Below are 16149 nucleotides of genomic sequence, written 5' to 3' on the forward strand. Positions count from 1 at the left end.
GGCGTTGTTGTAAGTCGGTTAGGATGGTTACGCCGCTTGGGTACGCTGTTAATCAACGGAAAGCGCAGCGGAGAGCGAGCGGAAAGTGCCCACATCCTAGGGCGCGGGGGGTGTCAAAGTCCTCACGAAAAGTTAAATTAAATGTGATAACTCGCCGCCCGGAAATTTTGCACAATGGCGCAACGGCCCGTTTTTGCGGGCGCCCTGTCTTTCCACCGCTTTGAACCACGCCCTTACCCGCGGCTAAAGCCCTCCATGGACCCACTGAAGCGCATCCTGATCGTTGAAGACGACGTCGACATCGCCAACGTGCTGAGCCTTCATCTGCGCGACGAGCGTTACGAAGTCGTGCACAGCGCCGACGGCAGCGAAGGGCTGCGTCTGCTGGAGCAAGGCGGCTGGGACGCGCTGATCCTCGACCTGATGCTGCCCGGCGTCGACGGCCTGGAAATCTGCCGGCGCGCCCGCGCGATGACGCGCTATACGCCGATCATCATCACCAGCGCGCGGTCGAGCGAAGTGCACCGAATCCTCGGCCTCGAACTCGGCGCCGACGACTACCTGGCCAAGCCGTTCTCGGTGCTCGAACTGGTTGCGCGCGTCAAAGCCTTGCTGCGGCGCGTCGAAGCCATGGCGAAAGACTCGCGCATCGACGCGGGCAGTCTGCAACTCGCCGGACTCACGATCGATCCGCTAACGCGCGAGGCGACAGTCGACGGCAAGCCTATCGAACTAACGCCGCGTGAATTCGACCTGCTGTATTTCTTCGCGCAGCATCCCGGCAAAGTGTTCTCGCGGATGGACCTGCTCAATGCCGTGTGGGGCTATCAGCACGAGGGTTACGAACACACCGTCAACACCCACATCAACCGCCTGCGCGCGAAGATCGAGACCGACCCCGCCCAGCCCGAGCGCATCCTGACCGTCTGGGGGCGCGGCTACAAGCTGGCCATGCCCGGCAATCCAGGCGACGGGCCCACGCCCGCCGGCGCACCTCAGGACGCGCCGTGAACCTGACACTGACCCAGCGGCTCTCGCTCGTCTTCTCCGCACTACTGCTGGCGTGCTGCGGCGCATCGGCGTGGCTGCAGATCCGCTCGAGCGACCTGCACGAAAAGGAAGTCGTGCAGCGCCTGTCGAAGGATCTCGCCAACCATATCGCGCATCGCACTACGCTGATGGACGCGAACGGCCTGCGGCCCGACGCGGTGCGCCAACTGTTCGGCCAGTTGATGATGGTGAATCCGAGCGTCGAGGTGTACCTGCTCGACAACCAGGGGCGCATCGAGGGCGACGACGCCCCCGCGGGCCACGTCAAGCGCGCTCAGGTGGATCTCGCGCCCGTCCGGCAATTTATCGCCGGGGAGGCGTTGCCGATCCTCGGCGACGACCCGCGCAGCGTCGACGGGAGAAAAGTGTTTAGCGCCGCGCCGCTGCAATTGAACGGGCAGCCGCCGTCCGGCTATATCTACGTGGTCCTGCTCGGCGAGGAACACGACGCGCTCGCCGCACGCGTGGCCGCCAGCTCGGTGCTGCGTACCACGCTCTGGTCGATGGCGCTGGTCGCGCTGCTGGGATTGCTTGCGGGTTTGACGGCATTCGGCCTGATCACGCGGCCGCTACGCCGCCTCACCGACGCCATGCGCCGTTTCGATGCCGACGGCGAGCCGGACACCCAGCCCGCAGTGCCACGCTCGTCGCCAGCTGGAAGGCGCGACGAAATCGGCGTACTCGAAGCGACGTTCGCGCAGATGGCCAACCGCATCGGCGACCAGTGGCGCGCGCTGACGCGCCAGGATCAGCAGCGGCGCGAGCTGATCGCCAATATTTCTCACGACCTGCGCACGCCGCTGACCTCGCTGCACGGCTACCTCGAGACGCTGTCGCTCAAAGCCGAGACGCTCGGTGAAACGGAGCGCAAACGCTATCTGGCGATTGCGCTCGCACAGAGCGTCAAGGTCGGGCGGCTCGCGCAGGCACTATTCGAACTGGCCCGGCTCGAACACGGCAACGTGCAACCCGCACTCGAGCCGTTCTCGCTGGTCGATCTGGTCCAGGACGTCTTCCAGAAATTCGAGTTGCCGGCCGAGGCGCGGCAGATCCAGTTGCGCGCCGACTTCCCTCCTCGTCTGCCGGCGGTTTACGCCGACCTGGGGATGATCGAGCGCGTGCTGACGAACCTGCTCGACAACGCGATTCGCCACACGCCCGCCGGCGGGTCGATCGACGTCGATCTCGCGCACAAGGACGGCAAGGTATCGGTCACGGTCAGCGACACCGGTCCCGGCATTCCAGCGGAGCAGCGCGAAGGTCTGTTCGAACGTCCGTTCAGTTCAGGTGGCGCGCATCGCGGCGGCGGACTCGGTCTGCTGATCGTGCAGCGCATGCTGCAGTTGCATCACAGCCAGATACGCCTGCTCGAACGTGAGGGAACGGGCACGGCATTCTGTTTCGAGCTGCCGACCACCGAAAAGCCGGCTGTCGCCGGCATCCCACTCTGACCGATCGTTTGCCGTTTGATCTGAATACGGCCCGAATCAACGTGCGAGTTCTCCTTCTTCGGCGTGCACGTGAACTTCCCACCGCAACTGCGGATTCGCCCTACAACCTGCCTACAGGGACAGTCTTTTTTGTTCTACGCTATAGGTGCGACCCGCAGCGCGTCCCGATGTCTGTCCCACATCCCGGCTATTCGAGAGCGTCTCTGTATCTGCTGCGCCCGCAGACGGTCCTCCGGCACGATACGGTGCAACCGGCCGAAGGGTAGTCTCTAGTCAGACCAATTGCCACTCAACACCCAGGCAGCCCGGGGGACGTCACGCCGGCCGCGGCACGGGTACCTTGGTGCACCCAACCTATGGAGACTGATGATGTCGATTCGACTTGGAGAAAACGCTCCCGATTTCACTGCGGAAACCACCGAAGGAACGATCCGTTTTCACGAATGGATCGGAGACCATTGGGCGATCCTGTTTTCGCATCCGAAGGATTTCACCCCGGTTTGCACCACGGAACTCGGCTACCTGGCGGGTCTCAAGCCAGAATTCGATAAGCGCAACACGAAAATTATCGGGCTCAGCATCGATCCCGTCGGCGACCACAAGGAGTGGGTCAAGGATATCGCGGAGACGCAGGGCCACGCGGTCAATTACCCGCTGATCGGCGACCCGGACCTGACGGTCGCGAAGCTCTACGACATGATTCATCCCGAGGCGAGCGGCGCCGGCCCACGCACCGCGGTGGACAACGCGACCGTACGCTCGGTGTTTCTCATCGGGCCAGACAAGAAGGTCAAAGCCACGCTCGTCTATCCGATGAGTGCAGGCCGCAATTTCGACGAAGTGTTGCGGCTCCTCGATGCCCTGCAACTCAACGCGAAACACACGGTGGCGACGCCGGTGAACTGGAAACCGGGCGAAGACGTGATCATTCCAACGTCCGTTTCCAACGATGCCGCGATGCAAAAATATCCGCAGGGTTTCAAAACCGTGAAGCCTTACCTGCGATACGTTGAGCAACCGAAGTAAAGCGCTCATTGATTGGAGCGACGGGCGCCGGATAATGTGAAGTCCGGCGGCCAATGCGAGTCCGGGTGCATCCACGTACCCGGCCCGCTGAACGGGGTGCGCCCAATTCGACTGCCTGCAGGACGGTTTGGCGACGTTCCATGGGCCGCGATCCTTAACCGCTCGCAAAAGCGGGCCGCGGAGTGAAATCGTGTTGATCTTCCGGCAGCTATTCGATCAGCAATCGTCGACCTACACGTATCTTCTTGCCGATAGTGCGACGCGAGAGGCCGTGCTGGTCGATCCGGTATTCGAACAGGTGCGCCGGGATACCGCCCTGATCGAAGAACTTGGATTGCATCTGCTTTACACAATCGATACCCACGTCCACGCCGATCACGTAACCGGTGCATGGATGCTGAATCGCCGCACAGGTAGCCGGATTGCGATCTCGGCTGCGAGCGGCGCCGAAGGCGCGGACCGCTATCTGAGCCACGGCGACAAGGTCGAGTTCGGCGCGAGGTACCTGGGCATACGCGCGACACCGGGCCATACCGATGGATGCATCACACTCGTACTCGACAACGAGACCATGGCGTTTACCGGCGACTGCCTGTTGATCAGAGGCACGGGCCGCACAGATTTCCAGCGCGGTGACGCGCACGCCATGTTTCGCGCGATCCACAACCACATCTTTACGCTACCCGCCGCGTGCCTGCTTTACCCGGCCCACGACTATCGCGGTTTGACGGTCACCAGTGTGGACGAAGAGCGGCGCTTCAATCCACGTCTTGGCGGTGAACTGTGTGAAGACGATTTCGCCGGATACATGACGAACCTGCGCCTGGCGCATCCGAAGCAGATCGATGTGGCCGTGCCCGCGAACCTGAAATGCGGCCTGGCCGCGAGCTACCCCGCGCAGATGGCGGAGCCCGATTGGGCGCCACTAACATGCAGCTTTGCGGGCATCTGGGAAATCAATGCCCAGTGGCTCGAGGAAAATCTGAATGCGGTCGAGATCGTCGACGTGCGCGAGCCCGACGAGTTCAACGGACCGTTGGGGCGCATCCCCGTTGCCACGCTCATTCCATTGGGTGAGCTCGCCGGGCGCGCCGCTGAACTCACGAAGGAACGCCCGATCGTGACTGTCTGCCGGGCCGGCGGACGGTCGGCACAAGCCACGATCATGCTGCGACAGGCCGGATTCGAGCAGGTTGCCAACCTTCCCGGCGGCATGCTCCGCTGGCGTGCGGAAGGCCGCGTCGTCGAAAACGACAGCATGTGACGGAATCGTCAATCGTCGGCTGATGGCTAACCATCGGCCACGCCGCGTCCGATTTGACGCTTCATGCGTGCTCCTGCTTCCATTGCCGATAACGCCGCGTCAGCCGGCGCGTGCGCAGTTGATCGATGATCAACGTCAAGACCGCGGAATACCGGGCAGGCGCCGTGCGTCCCGTGCCGAGCGAACGCAGGCGGCGTTTGACGAGTGCCATGCGCGCGAGTGCCGCGAGCGCCCGGTCGCGCCACTCGACCGGCTGAATGTGCGCCCCAAGATCGGCGCCCGCTTGCCAGCGTGCGGGCAGATCGGGCATCACGGCGAGCGCCGTGGCCATGCCGACGACGGCGACGCCACTGTTCAGCACCTGCTCGGCCGCCGCGCGGCGCCGGATGCCGCCGGTGGTCATGACAGGCATCGTGGCGACACTGGCCAGATTCTTGGCGAATTCGAGGAAATAGGCTTCGCGCGCGAGGGTGCGCCCGTCGGCAGTGTCGCCCTGCATCGCGGGGCTTTCGTAGCTGCCCCCGGATAGCTCGACCAGGTCTACCGACAGGTCATTCAGCCACAGCACGACTTGCCGGGCGTCCTCTTCCGAAAAGCCACCGCGCTGAAAGTCAGCGGAGTTCAGTTTGACGGCCACGCAAAAACCCGGTGAAACCCTTGCGCGTACCGCACGCGCCACGTCCAGCAACAGACGGGCACGGTTGGCAAGATCGCCGCCCCAACGGTCGGCGCGGCGATTGGTCAACGGCGAAAGGAACTGCGAGATCAAATAGCCATGTGCGGCGTGAATTTCCACGCCTGTGAACCCCGCCTGCTCGGCAGCGTGCGCCGTCGCGGCAAAGCGGCCGATGGTCTCGCTGATCTCGTCCTCGCTCATGGCGCTCGGCTGCGCGAACAGCTTGCTGTGTTTGCCGAGCGCCATCGGGACAGCCGAAGGCGCCCACGCCGTGCCGCCCATTGCCGCCAGCACTTGCCGGCCCGGATGATTGATCTGCATCCACACCTGGGCACCACGGCTGCGGGCCGCTTGTGACCACTGCGTGAAGGGTCCGAGAGGCGTCTTGGCCTCGAGCACGATTCCGCCTGGCCCGGTCAGCGCCCGGCCGTCGATCATCACGTTGCCCGTGACGATAAGACCTGCGCCACCTTCGGCCCACGAACGGTATAGCCGATGGATCGTCTCGCCGGGCAGTTGCCCCGCGTCGGCAAGATTCTCTTCCATCGCCGCTTTGGCTAGACGGTTGGGCAGCCAACTGCCGTTGGGCAACTGCACGGGTGTGAACAGCGATGTAGTCATGGCGAAAAGAGCATCCAAAATGAGCGATGCCGCTATACTAAGATTCAAGTCAACTTGAAGGTCAAGCGTTATGAGAATCGGCGAACTCGCGGAAAAAACCGGCCTCGCACCATCTGCCATCCGCTTTTACGAGCAGAGCGGCTTGCTGCCCGAGCCGGAGCGCAGCGCCAACGGTTATCGCGTCTACTCTGACCAGGCCATTGGGCGTCTGCGCATGGTGCAGTTGGCGCAGACTCTGGGCTTTCCGCTCGACAGATTGCGTGAGGCCTTCGCTGGTGACGAGGTTTACCCGAAAGAGGATTTGCTGCACAAACTCGATACGCGGCTCGACGAGATCGAGCAACTCATGACTGCCCTGCGTACGCAGCGCAAGACGCTACGCACGCTTCGCACCACGCTCAGCGAAGCGTGGGCTGCAGGAAATTGTGTCGACGGCGTGGAGTTGGCCAATCAGCTCCTGGCACAGCAGCAGGAACCGTCGCGCCGGTCAAAAACCCGACGCGAATAAAGAAGACCGCGCGCAGCGCGATCGAAGCTTATTTGAACGGAGCCTTTTCCGGTTCGGCTGCGTACTTGTCCCGGATCGCGTTCACGCAGTGGGTGAAGCGCGTGCGGAAACCGACGGGATCGGTGCTCGGCGGTGTGAGTCCGTCCGAAGTCACGCTCCATCCGTCGGACGTACGGGTGACATCAAGATCGAAGGAAGGACCCGGCTCGTCCTCCAGAATCACCGTCTCGCGCACATCGCGGCCCCCGGCGCGGATGATCGCCATGCATCCCTGATGGAGCCGGCCCAGAGCATGCGTGTTGCCGCTGCCCGGCGCGGGGTTATCCGGCGCCGCGCCGTACATCCGCAACGATTCGAATTGGGGCGGCGTCCCGGTGGTAACGAATGCGGCGTCGGCCTCGGATATCCCGTCACTACAGCCGGTTACCAAGGTGGAAATCGCAGCCAACATGACGCCGGCGGAAGCGCGTCGGAGACTCGATATGGCGTAGCGTGGCATGGTTGGTCTTGGAATTTATAGTACGTAGCGTAAGCGTGATTTTAGGGCAAGTCGGCATTCGCCGGACCATGCAATGCTTAAGGAAACCTTAGGCAATACAAACTATTACGTGATTTTCTCATCGTTGCACAAATCGTTAGTGCGTTATGGAATCGAAAGCGTCGATTCATCCAGGCGACTCAATTCCACTGCACATTCAGTCTCCGATTACCAAATGTTTCGTAGCAACCAAAAAGGACGAGAGATGACGACGATCAGGAGATGGAAGCGTACACAAAGCGCCATTGGCGTAAGCGTTGCGTTGCTTGCTGGACTGTACTCGCTGGGCGCTGCGGCGGACGATGAACACGATCACGAGCACGAGTCGGTGAAACATGTGCTGCTGATTAGCTTCGACGGTTTGCATGAGCAGGACGTCGCACGCTGTATCGGTTCGAATGCGTGTCCCAATCTTGCGTTGCTGGCCAAGTCGGGGACCACCTACACCAACGCGCACACGCCAGGTCTTTCGGATTCGTTCCCGGGCCTCGCAGCGCTCGTCACCGGTGGCTCGCCCAAATCCGCGGGTCTGTTCTACGACGTATCGTATGACCGCACGCTCTACGCACCGTCGGATAGCACTTGCACCGGCAAGCAAGGCTGGAATGTCGTATTCGACGAGACCACGGGCATCGATGGCGAGAACGGCGGCCCACTGACAAATCTCAACGGTGGTGGCGCGTTCAATCCTCAGGCCATCCCGAATGCGTTGGTCAACGGCGTCTGCACGCCCGTCTACCCGCACAACTATGTGAAGACCAACACGATCTTCGAAGTGGTGAAAGGCAACGTGAAACACGCTCGCACCGCCTGGGCAGACAAACATGCGTGGGGCTACGACTGGCTCAATGGACCGTCCGGCGCAGGCGTCGACGATCTGTCGCGCACCGAGATCAATTCGATTGATCCGGTGACCCACACGAACTACACCGACCTCTACATGCACACGGAACAGTTCGACAATTTCCATGTGCAGTCGCTGATCAATCAAATTGACGGCATGGATTCGACGGGCAAATCCACCGCCGACGTGCCCACGTTGTTTGGAGCCAACTTCCAGACCTTGAGCGTCGCCCAGAAGGCAACGGTGGCGACGGGAGGCGGCTATCTGGATGCGAGCTTTACGCCAGGTCCGCAGGTAACCGGCGCGATTGCTTATCTGGACAACGCCTTGGGTCGCATCGTGTCCGAACTCAAGCAGCACAACCTTTATTCGTCGACGGCGATCATCGTCACTGCGAAGCATGGGCAGTCCCCGACCGATCATTCGAAGCTGGTCAAGAACGGCGACACGCTCTCGAAACTGCTTGAAGCAAACAACTATCTGGATCCGACCGGCAACTTCGGGCAGAACAATACGACGAGCGGCAACCTGAATGACGGATCGGGACTGGTCAATACGGGTTTCGTCCAGACCGATGACGTCGGCCTGATCTGGTTGCGCGATCAAAGCCAACTGCCGGCGGTCGTGAAGACGTTGAAAGCCAACCTGAGCTGCAACGCACCCGGCATTTGTGCGGACGGCCCGCAGGCGTACATTCTGTCCGGCTCGCAACTGGCCGACCGGTTTGGCGATCCGGCACGCGGACGCACGCCTGACATCATCGTCCAGCCGAACCCGGGGGTCATCTATACCTCGAGTAAGGCGAAAGACGAAGAGCACGGCGGCAACGCTCCCGACGACAGCCATCTTGGTCTCGTGATCTACGTGCCTCACGCCCATCACGCTGGTCGGACCAACGACGAGCGTGTGTCGACCACGCAGGTCGCGCCGACGATCCTGCGGTTGCTCGACCTGAAACCTGAACTGCTGCACTCGGTCGCTATTGAAGGAACGCGTGCGCTGCCGGGCTTCGATCGCGAGCACTTTTAAGCGAATGGGTGCGCGTGCGCGGCTAGTGCCGCGCACGCGCCTGACCGACGCGACGCACTTCGCCTACAACGCTGTTTTTTCAATTGCTCGAGGTCGTTTCTGACGGCGTCGCCGGGGACGTAGACAGCACCTTGATCGACTCCCAACGCGGATGCAGGAGCCGCAACATAGCGAGAATCGCGCTCTTGGTATCCTCTGACACGGTTAGCAGGTCGCTTCCTGTCTGAACCGCTTTCTTGCCGTGTTGGCAATACTGATACTCCACGCGAACCGTTACTGACATGATTACGATTTCCTTCCTGTTAAGACTGATCTCTCACGAGTGATCGACGGTTGAACGCTTTCAGTCAGTCCCGGTTCGATTCGATTCGATTGACGAATCCGCAATCCAGCAAGATCTGACACAAGGCTTCTGGCGAGCAGGATGAACCCGCCACTTCGCTCATCCGTGCGAGAACATCAGAGAACGAAGCGAGAACGCGCCAACTGTCATAGTAAGCATGCAGTTGCGGCACGACCTCATTGCCCAGTTTTTCCCAGCGCACGGAAAGCATGCCGACCGTTCCGCCGCCTTCCACCCGGTAGAGACCGAAAGTGACGGCCGAGACAACGGCCATCACCCGGCAATAGGAAGCCGGGTTCACATAGAATTCACGCCGAAGACGCTCATCGTTGTTCATCGCCGTTCTCCCCCGAGTTTTTACGGTTGTAACCCGTATAACGGCGCGCAGACGTCGAAGCTTGAGTCTCGCAGGGCGTTATGGTCCGCAGCGACCCGGTTAAAGGCCGCGCTCCGATTCAGCGTGATCCCGCCAACGCCACGGCGTCAGCGCCGGCAGCAAGGCGAACCGGGCACGACGGGTCGTTCGCCGCACGCCACACCGCTTCCGCCACATCCAGCGCCCGGGTGACCGCAGTCGACTTCGCCCATTCCGCGAAAACACTTTGCGCGAGGCCGGCGTAGGCATCGGGGATAGCACCCTGCATCCGCGGCTGCGCGTTTTCACCGAAGCGCGTCTCCGGTGCCCGCCCCGGCAGTACCAGGCTCACTCGCACATTGAATGGCTGGAGTTCGAGCTGAAGAGACTCCGTGAACGCGTTCACCGCCGCCTTGCTCGCGGTGTAGACGGCAAGCAGGGAGAGCGGCCTCAACGTCGCGCTCGACGTGACGTTCACGATGACACCGGCCTTCCGTTGCCTGAACTGAGGCAGCACCGCCTGCGTCATCGCGATCGTACCGAGGGTGTTCGTCTCGAAGATCTCGCGGGCAGTTTCCATCGAAGTGCCTTCGAGGGCACCCAGCACGCCAATCCCTGCGTTGTTGACCAGGACATCGATCGGCCCGGAGGCCTCCACTGCATGACGCACGCTGTCCGGATCGGTGACGTCGAGCGCGAGCACGCGTAGACGCTCGGAGCGCGGCAGAACGTCCTCGCGCGGCGTGCGCATCGTGGCGATGACCTTCCAGTCACGATCGAGGAAGTACCGGGCAATTTCGAGGCCGAACCCGGACGAGCTTCCGGTGATCAGGACGGTTTTCATGGGGAGACTCCTGAAGGTGGTTTGCGGTACAGGAACGATACGTCGCCGCAGCCGGACTTGCTACAATCAGGAGTCCACGTTTCGTTTGCAGGAGTCCGGCATGGTCGATCCGCTTGCCGAGGTGGTCACGTTGCTCCAACCGGGCGCCCCGTTCTCGAAATTCGTCAGCGGCGCAGGCCCCTGGGGTGTTCGCCGCTCGGAGGCCGGGCGGCCCTTCTACTGTGTGATCCTTGAAGGGTCGTGCCGTCTCGCGGTCGACGGGCACGAGCCAATCACCCTCCAGGAGGGTGACTTTGTGCTGATCCCCTCAGCGTATGGCTTCTCGATGTCGAGCCTCGACCCGGCGACATCGGAAGACTTCGACACCGCGCCCGTCGCGCTGCCTCAAGGCGGGTTCAGACTCGGCGTTCAAAGCGGGCCGCCTGATGTTCGATCGCTGATTGGCTATTGCGTCTTTGGTTCGCCTGATGCGGCCTTGCTGGTTTCGCTTCTCCCGCAACTCGTGCACGTTCGCGGCGAGAAGAGGTTGGCCACCCTCGTGCAGCTCGTGGGCGAAGAATCGCGCGAGCAGCGGCCCGCGCGCGATGTCGTCCTGGCACGCCTGCTGGAAGTTCTCCTCATCGAAGCCCTCCGATCCACGGCGGGGACCGCCGCGTCGCCGGGCCTCCTGCGCGGGCTTGCCGACGAACGCCTCGCAGTCGCGATACGACGAATGCACGAAAATCCGACCCGTCCGTGGGCGGTTGCGCAGTTGGCGAAAGAGGCCTCCCTCTCCCGCTCGGCGTTCTTCGAACGATTCAACCGCGCAGTGGGGGTGGCGCCGATGGAGTATCTGCTCGGCTGGCGTATGGCCTTGGCCAAGAAGCTGCTGCGGCAGAAAGAGGGTGGCGTCGCCGAAGTTGCGGAACGCGTCGGCTACAGCTCCGCAAGCGCGTTCAGCGTGGCGTTCACCCGCTTTGTCGGATTGCCTCCAACGCGGTATGCGCGGGAGTTTCAGACACCCGCACAAACCACTTGATAGTCCGTCGACAAACGAGTGCCGCCTGCCTATGCCGTCTCTCACGGTAATGCACGTAGCGGGTGCGCCGCCGGTCATCGCAAATCATGCCTGCACCATGACATCATCACCAAACGTTTGCGGTGTGTACGACAGCGCACACGAAGCCCATGGAATCAACCCGGCCCAATGCTTGCTTTTATGTAGCCACAACATTTCCACGCCACCGGGACCAGGCCATGTCGAATCCGCTCGAAATCGTCGAACTGACGCATCACGTCAAGAACCTCGCGACGGGGAAAATTTCCGATATCAACGACATCAATCGCGAGACCACCTTCCTCGCACTCAACGCATTGATCGAAGCGGCACGTGCGGGCAATGCGGGCCGTGGCTTCGCGGTCGTGGCAAACCAGGTCAAGCACGTGTCCGCGCGGATCGGCGAAATCACCACGGTGCTCAATCGCGAACTCGCCGGCTCGCTGACCAAGCTGACCGATCTCGGCGACAGCATGATCGAACGGCTGCGCTCGCACGAAGGCCAGCGTTGCGCCGATCTCGCGCTGAACATGATCGACGTGATCGACCGCAATCTGTACGAACGCTCATGTGACGTGCGCTGGTGGGCCACCGACTCCGCGGTGGTCGACTGCCTCGCCCATCAGAGTGCCGAAGCGCGGGCGTATGCGTCGCGCCGTCTGTCGGTGATTCTCGATAGCTATACCGTGTACCGCGATTTATGGATCATCGACGCCGCGGGCAATGTGGTCGCGAACGGCCGGCCCGATACGTATGCGGTGCACGATCGCAATGTCGCCGACGCCAGCTGGTTTCGCGATGCAATGAAGACGCCTTCCGGCGCGCACTTTGTTGCGGGCGATATCGAGGCGCTGCCGCTTCTGAAACACGCGCACGTCGCAACCTATGCGACAGCGATCCGCGAAAACGGCGCGGTCGACGGCAAGCCGCTTGGTGCGCTGGTGATCTTTTTCGATTGGGCGCCGCAAGCGTCGGCAGTCGTTAAAGGCGTGCGGCTCACGGCGGAAGAATGGCGGCGCACGCGCTGCATGATCGTCAGCGCGTCGCACCGCGTGATTGCGAGCTCGGACGACAAAGGCGTGCTCGACGAACAGTTCCGTCTGAATACCGACGGCCGTCCAGCAGGTTTTTATCAACTGACTGACGGCCGCACCGTGTCGTTCGCCGCCACCCCAGGCTATGAAAGTTATCGCGGCCTGGGGTGGTACGGCGTGATCGTGCAGTCGCCTCCGGCTTAAGTCAGTTGCCTTGACCGCCTCGTGATCTCTTCAAACAAGGCGTCCCGAACATCGGACGCCGTCAAGAGATTTACGTACGCGTAATCGATGCGCCGCCATCGACCAGCGAAGCAGTACCGGTCACGAAGGACGAGTCATCGGACGCGAGATAAAGCACCGAACGGGCGAGTTCTTCCGGCCGTGCGACGCGCTTGAGCGCATGCAACCCGGTCACGAAGGCTTGCGACTCGGCGGTGTCGTTCATGTCGCGATACATCGGCGTGTCCACGGCACCAGGCAGAATGGCGTTGACGCGCACACCTTGCGGGCCATACTCGGCAGCCAGCGCTTGCGTCAGCCCAATCAAGCCGGCCTTGCTCGCAGCGTATGCCGCGGTGCCCGGGAAAGCGAATGAGTAGCCAACGAACGTCGACGTGAAGATAACCGAACCGCCACCGTGCTTCACCATCTCGGGGATCTGGTGCTTCGCACCCAAAAAGGCGCTCGTCAGATTCGTCGCCAAAGCAGCCGACCAGCCTGCTTCCGACACACCCGAGGTCGGGCCCATTTCGCCCAGCGTGCCGGCGTTGTTATAGGCGATGTCGAGCCGGCCGAAGCGACTGACGGCGAGCGCGACCAGCGCTTTCGCGAAGTCCTCTGACTGCACGTCGCCCGCCAGAAACGCGGCCTCACCTCCTTCGCTGGCAATCTCGGCCGCGAGCGTTTCAAGTTCAGCTTCGCGGCGCGCCGCGATCACGACTTTTGCGCCTTCCGCGGCGAACAGTTTTGCGGTGGCACGGCCAATTCCCGCGCTTGCACCGGTCACGATGGCGACTTTTCCTGATAAGCGTTGCATGTTCAATCTCCTGCTGCAGTGTGTTGACCAGTGCCCAGTGCCTTGGTCCGTGAGAAGCAATATAGGCTTCAGTCACTATTGCAGGAAGGCTCAAAACATGGGTATATCATTCAGTATTTATGAATGATCGGGAAAAGACATGGACCGGCTGCGTGCTTATGAAGTCTTCGTGACCGTGGTGAGCCGCGGCAGCTTCACGCGCGCCGCCGATGCGCTCGAGACATCGCCCGCCAACGTGACCCGCTACGTGAATGAGCTGGAAGCGCACCTCGGCACACGTCTGCTGAATCGCACCTCACGCAGGCTTTCGCTGACCGAGGGCGGCGAAACCCTTTACGCCCGCTGCAAATCTATCCTCGACGACGTCGCCGAAACGGAGGGGCTTGTGTCATCGGCCTCAGTCGAACCGCGTGGCCGACTGCGCATCAATGCGCCCGTGAGCTTTGGCATTCTGCATCTGGCGCCGCTATGGCCCGAGTTCATGCGGAAATATCCCGGCGTGGAACTCGATGTCGCGCTGATTGATCGCGTCGTCGATATCGTCGAGGAAGGCTACGACCTCGCCATCCGCATCTCACACGCCGGTTCGACCAGCCACGCAGCCCGTAAGCTGGCGACATCGAGAAATATCCTGTGTGCGTCGCCAGACTACCTGGCGCGTTGCGGATACCCTGCAGCGCCCGCCGACTTGATCGAGCATCAATGCATCGGCTACTCGTACGCCGCCACCGGCGACGAGTGGCAACTGATGGACAGTGAGCACAAGGCTCACACCGTGAAGGTCAACTGTCACATGCATACCAACAATGGCGATACGGCACGTGCGGCCGCGCTCGCCGGGCAAGGCGTGATCTGGCAACCCACCTTTCTTATCGGTAACGACCTGCGCGCCGGCAAGCTCGTTCAGGTATTGCCTGACTATCGCTTGCCTGACATCGACGTACTCGCCTTGTACCCAAGTCGTCGGCATCTGAGTGCCAAGATACGCGCGGTGGTCGATTTCCTCGTCGATGCGTTCGGCGGCGTGCCGCCGTGGGATCGGGATAGCGGAGGCTAAGCGGGTGTCACGCCGCCTCCGCTCACGATTTGCCACTGCCCGGCGCGCCTGAACCTCGATGCTACCGCCACCGGATACGCGTCCACGTGCCTGCGATGCGTATCCGGCAAGCAGTCAATCACCCACCGAACACTTCCATCATCTGCGCATTAAAGCTATTGACGAAGGCATGCTCACCGGGTCCCGGGTTCGCGCGGAACGCCTTCGCCCCTTCGACCAGAACTTCTTCCGCGTCCGTTCCGAGGACAGCGATCGTTTCGTCGATGAAGGCGTCAAGCGGCATCGCCTGTTCGGCCTCACGGCTGTTCATGAGATCCGTGCGCACCCAGGGTGGTGCGATTTCGAGTACGCGAACGTTTGTGTCCCGCAGCATGAAGCGTTGCGAGAGGACGTACGAATGCAGCGCCGCCTTGGTCGACGAATACACTGACGTCACCGCCAACGGAACGAAAGCGAGAACCGAGCTCGTATAGGCGACGACAGCGTCGTTCCGGGTCTTGAGATGATCGAGCAGCGCCGATGTCATGCGGATCGGCCCGATGAGGTTGGTCGTGATGGTGGACACCAGCAGCGCGTCGTCGATGTGGCCACCCGCCTGGTCGGGCTCCATGATCCCGGCGTTATTGATCAGCACGTTGAGGTCGGGATAGTCCGCGATCAATTGCGCCGATACCTTCTCGATGCTGGCCGGGTCGGCAATGTCGAGCTCGATTGCAGCCATGCCGGGATTCGCTGCCACCACCTCGTCGAGATGCCCGCGCCGGCGGCCGCTGATGATGACCTTGTTGCCGCGCTTATGGAGTGCCTCGGCAAGCCCGCGGCCAATGCCCGAACCGCCGCCCGTGATGAAGATCGTGTTTCCGGTGAGTTTCATGATCGTATTCCTGATGAAGTTGATTTGCTGTAGATGAGGTTGGCGTGGTCAGGCAGGGAAGCGGTCGCCGAACATCGGCAAGCCGCTCACGGATTCGGCCCGGGTCGCTTCGTCCTGAAGCACGTCCCAGTGCTCGGCGAGCTTGCCGTTTTCAAAGCGGACGGCGTCGGCTGCGATCCACGCAGCGGGCCGGCCGATCCCAGTGAAGCGGCCATGCGCGATGACGTAATCGCCCTCGGCCACGATCAGCTGGTTCTCATAGCGCGCGGTGTCGGGCAGCGTGCGAACCAGGTTGAACAGGCCCTCGCGTCCCGGCGCGATATGGGCGCTATGCTGAATGTAGCGGTCCGACCACAAGCGCTCAGCCGCCGCGTAGTCGCGCTTGTTGAACAGGGTCTCGAATGCTTCCAGCACGAGCGCCTTGTTCTGTTCAGGGGTTGTCTTCGTCATGTTGAGGTCCTCTTTCAAGAGTGAGGTGACGACGCACTCAGGCGTCGGATAACCGTTGTGCCTCCTGTTGCCTGGACACTCAGGTAAAGAAGGCTATACTTAAGACAATG

General features: G+C 61.8%; 17 protein-coding genes. 9 read left to right on the forward strand and 8 right to left on the reverse strand.

Translation table 11 applies throughout. The features are described from left to right. Nucleotides 1-255 precede the first annotated feature (255 nt). The 4 genes from FSO04_RS18220 (at nt 256) to FSO04_RS18235 (ending at nt 4791) form a co-directional block, all read left to right on the forward strand. Entirely contained in the window at nt 256-1011 is a 756-nt protein-coding gene (locus FSO04_RS18220) for a response regulator transcription factor (protein WP_154561096.1), read from the forward strand. Next, nucleotides 1008-2501 carry a sensor histidine kinase gene (locus tag FSO04_RS18225; RefSeq protein WP_168435732.1) on the forward strand — a complete coding sequence of 498 codons (1494 nt, stop codon included), beginning with the start codon at nt 1008-1010 and terminating at the stop codon, nt 2499-2501. Before FSO04_RS18220 ends, FSO04_RS18225 begins: the two co-directional genes overlap by 4 nt. A 369-nt stretch (nt 2502-2870) precedes the next feature. Beyond that, on the forward strand, nt 2871-3527 hold the full coding sequence (locus tag FSO04_RS18230) for a peroxiredoxin (RefSeq protein WP_154561098.1): 657 nt from the start codon (nt 2871-2873) through the stop codon (nt 3525-3527). A 193-nt stretch (nt 3528-3720) separates the two neighbouring features. Beyond that, nucleotides 3721-4791 (forward strand): rhodanese-like domain-containing protein, encoded by a 1071-nt coding sequence (locus FSO04_RS18235; protein WP_154561191.1) that lies wholly within the window; start codon nt 3721-3723, stop codon nt 4789-4791. 61 nt (nt 4792-4852) lie between these two features. Here the strand turns inward: FSO04_RS18235 and FSO04_RS18240 are convergent, their stop codons facing one another. Then, entirely contained in the window at nt 4853-6088 is a 1236-nt protein-coding gene (locus FSO04_RS18240) for an NADH:flavin oxidoreductase/NADH oxidase family protein (RefSeq protein WP_174825296.1), read from the reverse strand. Nucleotides 6089-6158: 70 nt separating this feature from the next. Between FSO04_RS18240 and FSO04_RS18245 the strand changes: the two genes are divergently transcribed. Continuing rightward, nucleotides 6159-6596, forward strand: a complete 438-nt coding sequence (locus FSO04_RS18245) for a MerR family transcriptional regulator (protein WP_154561100.1) — start codon at nt 6159-6161, stop codon at nt 6594-6596. 28 nt (nt 6597-6624) lie between these two features. Here the strand turns inward: FSO04_RS18245 and FSO04_RS18250 are convergent, their stop codons facing one another. Then, nucleotides 6625-7047: a hypothetical protein gene (locus FSO04_RS18250; protein ID WP_154561102.1), complete on the reverse strand. Its 423-nt coding sequence runs from the start codon at nt 7045-7047 to the stop codon at nt 6625-6627. 292 nt (nt 7048-7339) lie between these two features. Here FSO04_RS18250 and FSO04_RS18255 point away from each other — a divergent pair, with 292 nt between their 5' ends. Beyond that, complete coding sequence (locus tag FSO04_RS18255) at nt 7340-9007, forward strand: alkaline phosphatase family protein (protein WP_154561104.1); 1668 nt, start codon at nt 7340-7342, stop codon at nt 9005-9007. Nucleotides 9008-9086: 79 nt separating this feature from the next. Here the strand turns inward: FSO04_RS18255 and FSO04_RS18260 are convergent, their stop codons facing one another. The 3 genes from FSO04_RS18260 to FSO04_RS18270 all read right to left on the reverse strand — a co-directional run bounded on the left by FSO04_RS18260 (nt 9087) and on the right by FSO04_RS18270 (nt 10549). Beyond that, on the reverse strand, nt 9087-9290 hold the full coding sequence (locus FSO04_RS18260) for a hypothetical protein (protein ID WP_154561106.1): 204 nt from the start codon (nt 9288-9290) through the stop codon (nt 9087-9089). A 64-nt stretch (nt 9291-9354) separates the two neighbouring features. Next, nucleotides 9355-9687: a hypothetical protein gene (locus FSO04_RS18265; RefSeq protein WP_233464891.1), complete on the reverse strand. Its 333-nt coding sequence runs from the start codon at nt 9685-9687 to the stop codon at nt 9355-9357. 118 nt (nt 9688-9805) lie between these two features. Beyond that, the gene (locus tag FSO04_RS18270; protein WP_154561108.1) at nt 9806-10549 is read right to left on the reverse strand and encodes an SDR family oxidoreductase; all 744 of its coding nucleotides are present in this window, start codon (nt 10547-10549) and stop codon (nt 9806-9808) included. A 100-nt stretch (nt 10550-10649) separates the two neighbouring features. Between FSO04_RS18270 and FSO04_RS18275 the strand changes: the two genes are divergently transcribed. Together FSO04_RS18275 and FSO04_RS48510 are read left to right on the forward strand one after the other, a co-directional pair. Continuing rightward, nucleotides 10650-11567 (forward strand): AraC family transcriptional regulator, encoded by a 918-nt coding sequence (locus FSO04_RS18275; RefSeq protein ID WP_154561110.1) that lies wholly within the window; start codon nt 10650-10652, stop codon nt 11565-11567. Between the two features lie 218 nt (nt 11568-11785). Continuing rightward, entirely contained in the window at nt 11786-12823 is a 1038-nt protein-coding gene (locus FSO04_RS48510) for a methyl-accepting chemotaxis protein (RefSeq protein ID WP_154561112.1), read from the forward strand. Between the two features lie 70 nt (nt 12824-12893). Here the strand turns inward: FSO04_RS48510 and FSO04_RS18285 are convergent, their stop codons facing one another. Next, nucleotides 12894-13658, reverse strand: a complete 765-nt coding sequence (locus FSO04_RS18285) for an SDR family oxidoreductase (protein WP_154561114.1) — start codon at nt 13656-13658, stop codon at nt 12894-12896. Between the two features lie 139 nt (nt 13659-13797). On the opposite strand from FSO04_RS18285, the gene FSO04_RS18290 reads away from it, so the two are divergent. Next, nucleotides 13798-14715: a LysR family transcriptional regulator gene (locus FSO04_RS18290; RefSeq protein ID WP_154561116.1), complete on the forward strand. Its 918-nt coding sequence runs from the start codon at nt 13798-13800 to the stop codon at nt 14713-14715. A 118-nt stretch (nt 14716-14833) separates the two neighbouring features. On the opposite strand, the gene FSO04_RS18295 is transcribed toward FSO04_RS18290, so the two are convergent. Both FSO04_RS18295 and FSO04_RS18300 read right to left on the reverse strand, forming a co-directional pair. Continuing rightward, on the reverse strand, nt 14834-15589 hold the full coding sequence (locus FSO04_RS18295; protein WP_154561118.1) for an SDR family oxidoreductase: 756 nt from the start codon (nt 15587-15589) through the stop codon (nt 14834-14836). Nucleotides 15590-15637: 48 nt separating this feature from the next. Then, nucleotides 15638-16039, reverse strand: coding sequence for a nuclear transport factor 2 family protein (locus FSO04_RS18300; RefSeq protein ID WP_154561120.1), 402 nt, complete (start codon nt 16037-16039; stop codon nt 15638-15640). Nucleotides 16040-16149 lie beyond the last annotated feature (110 nt).

The organism is Paraburkholderia madseniana (genome assembly GCF_009690905.1).
GTDB lineage: Bacteria > Pseudomonadota > Gammaproteobacteria > Burkholderiales > Burkholderiaceae > Paraburkholderia > Paraburkholderia madseniana.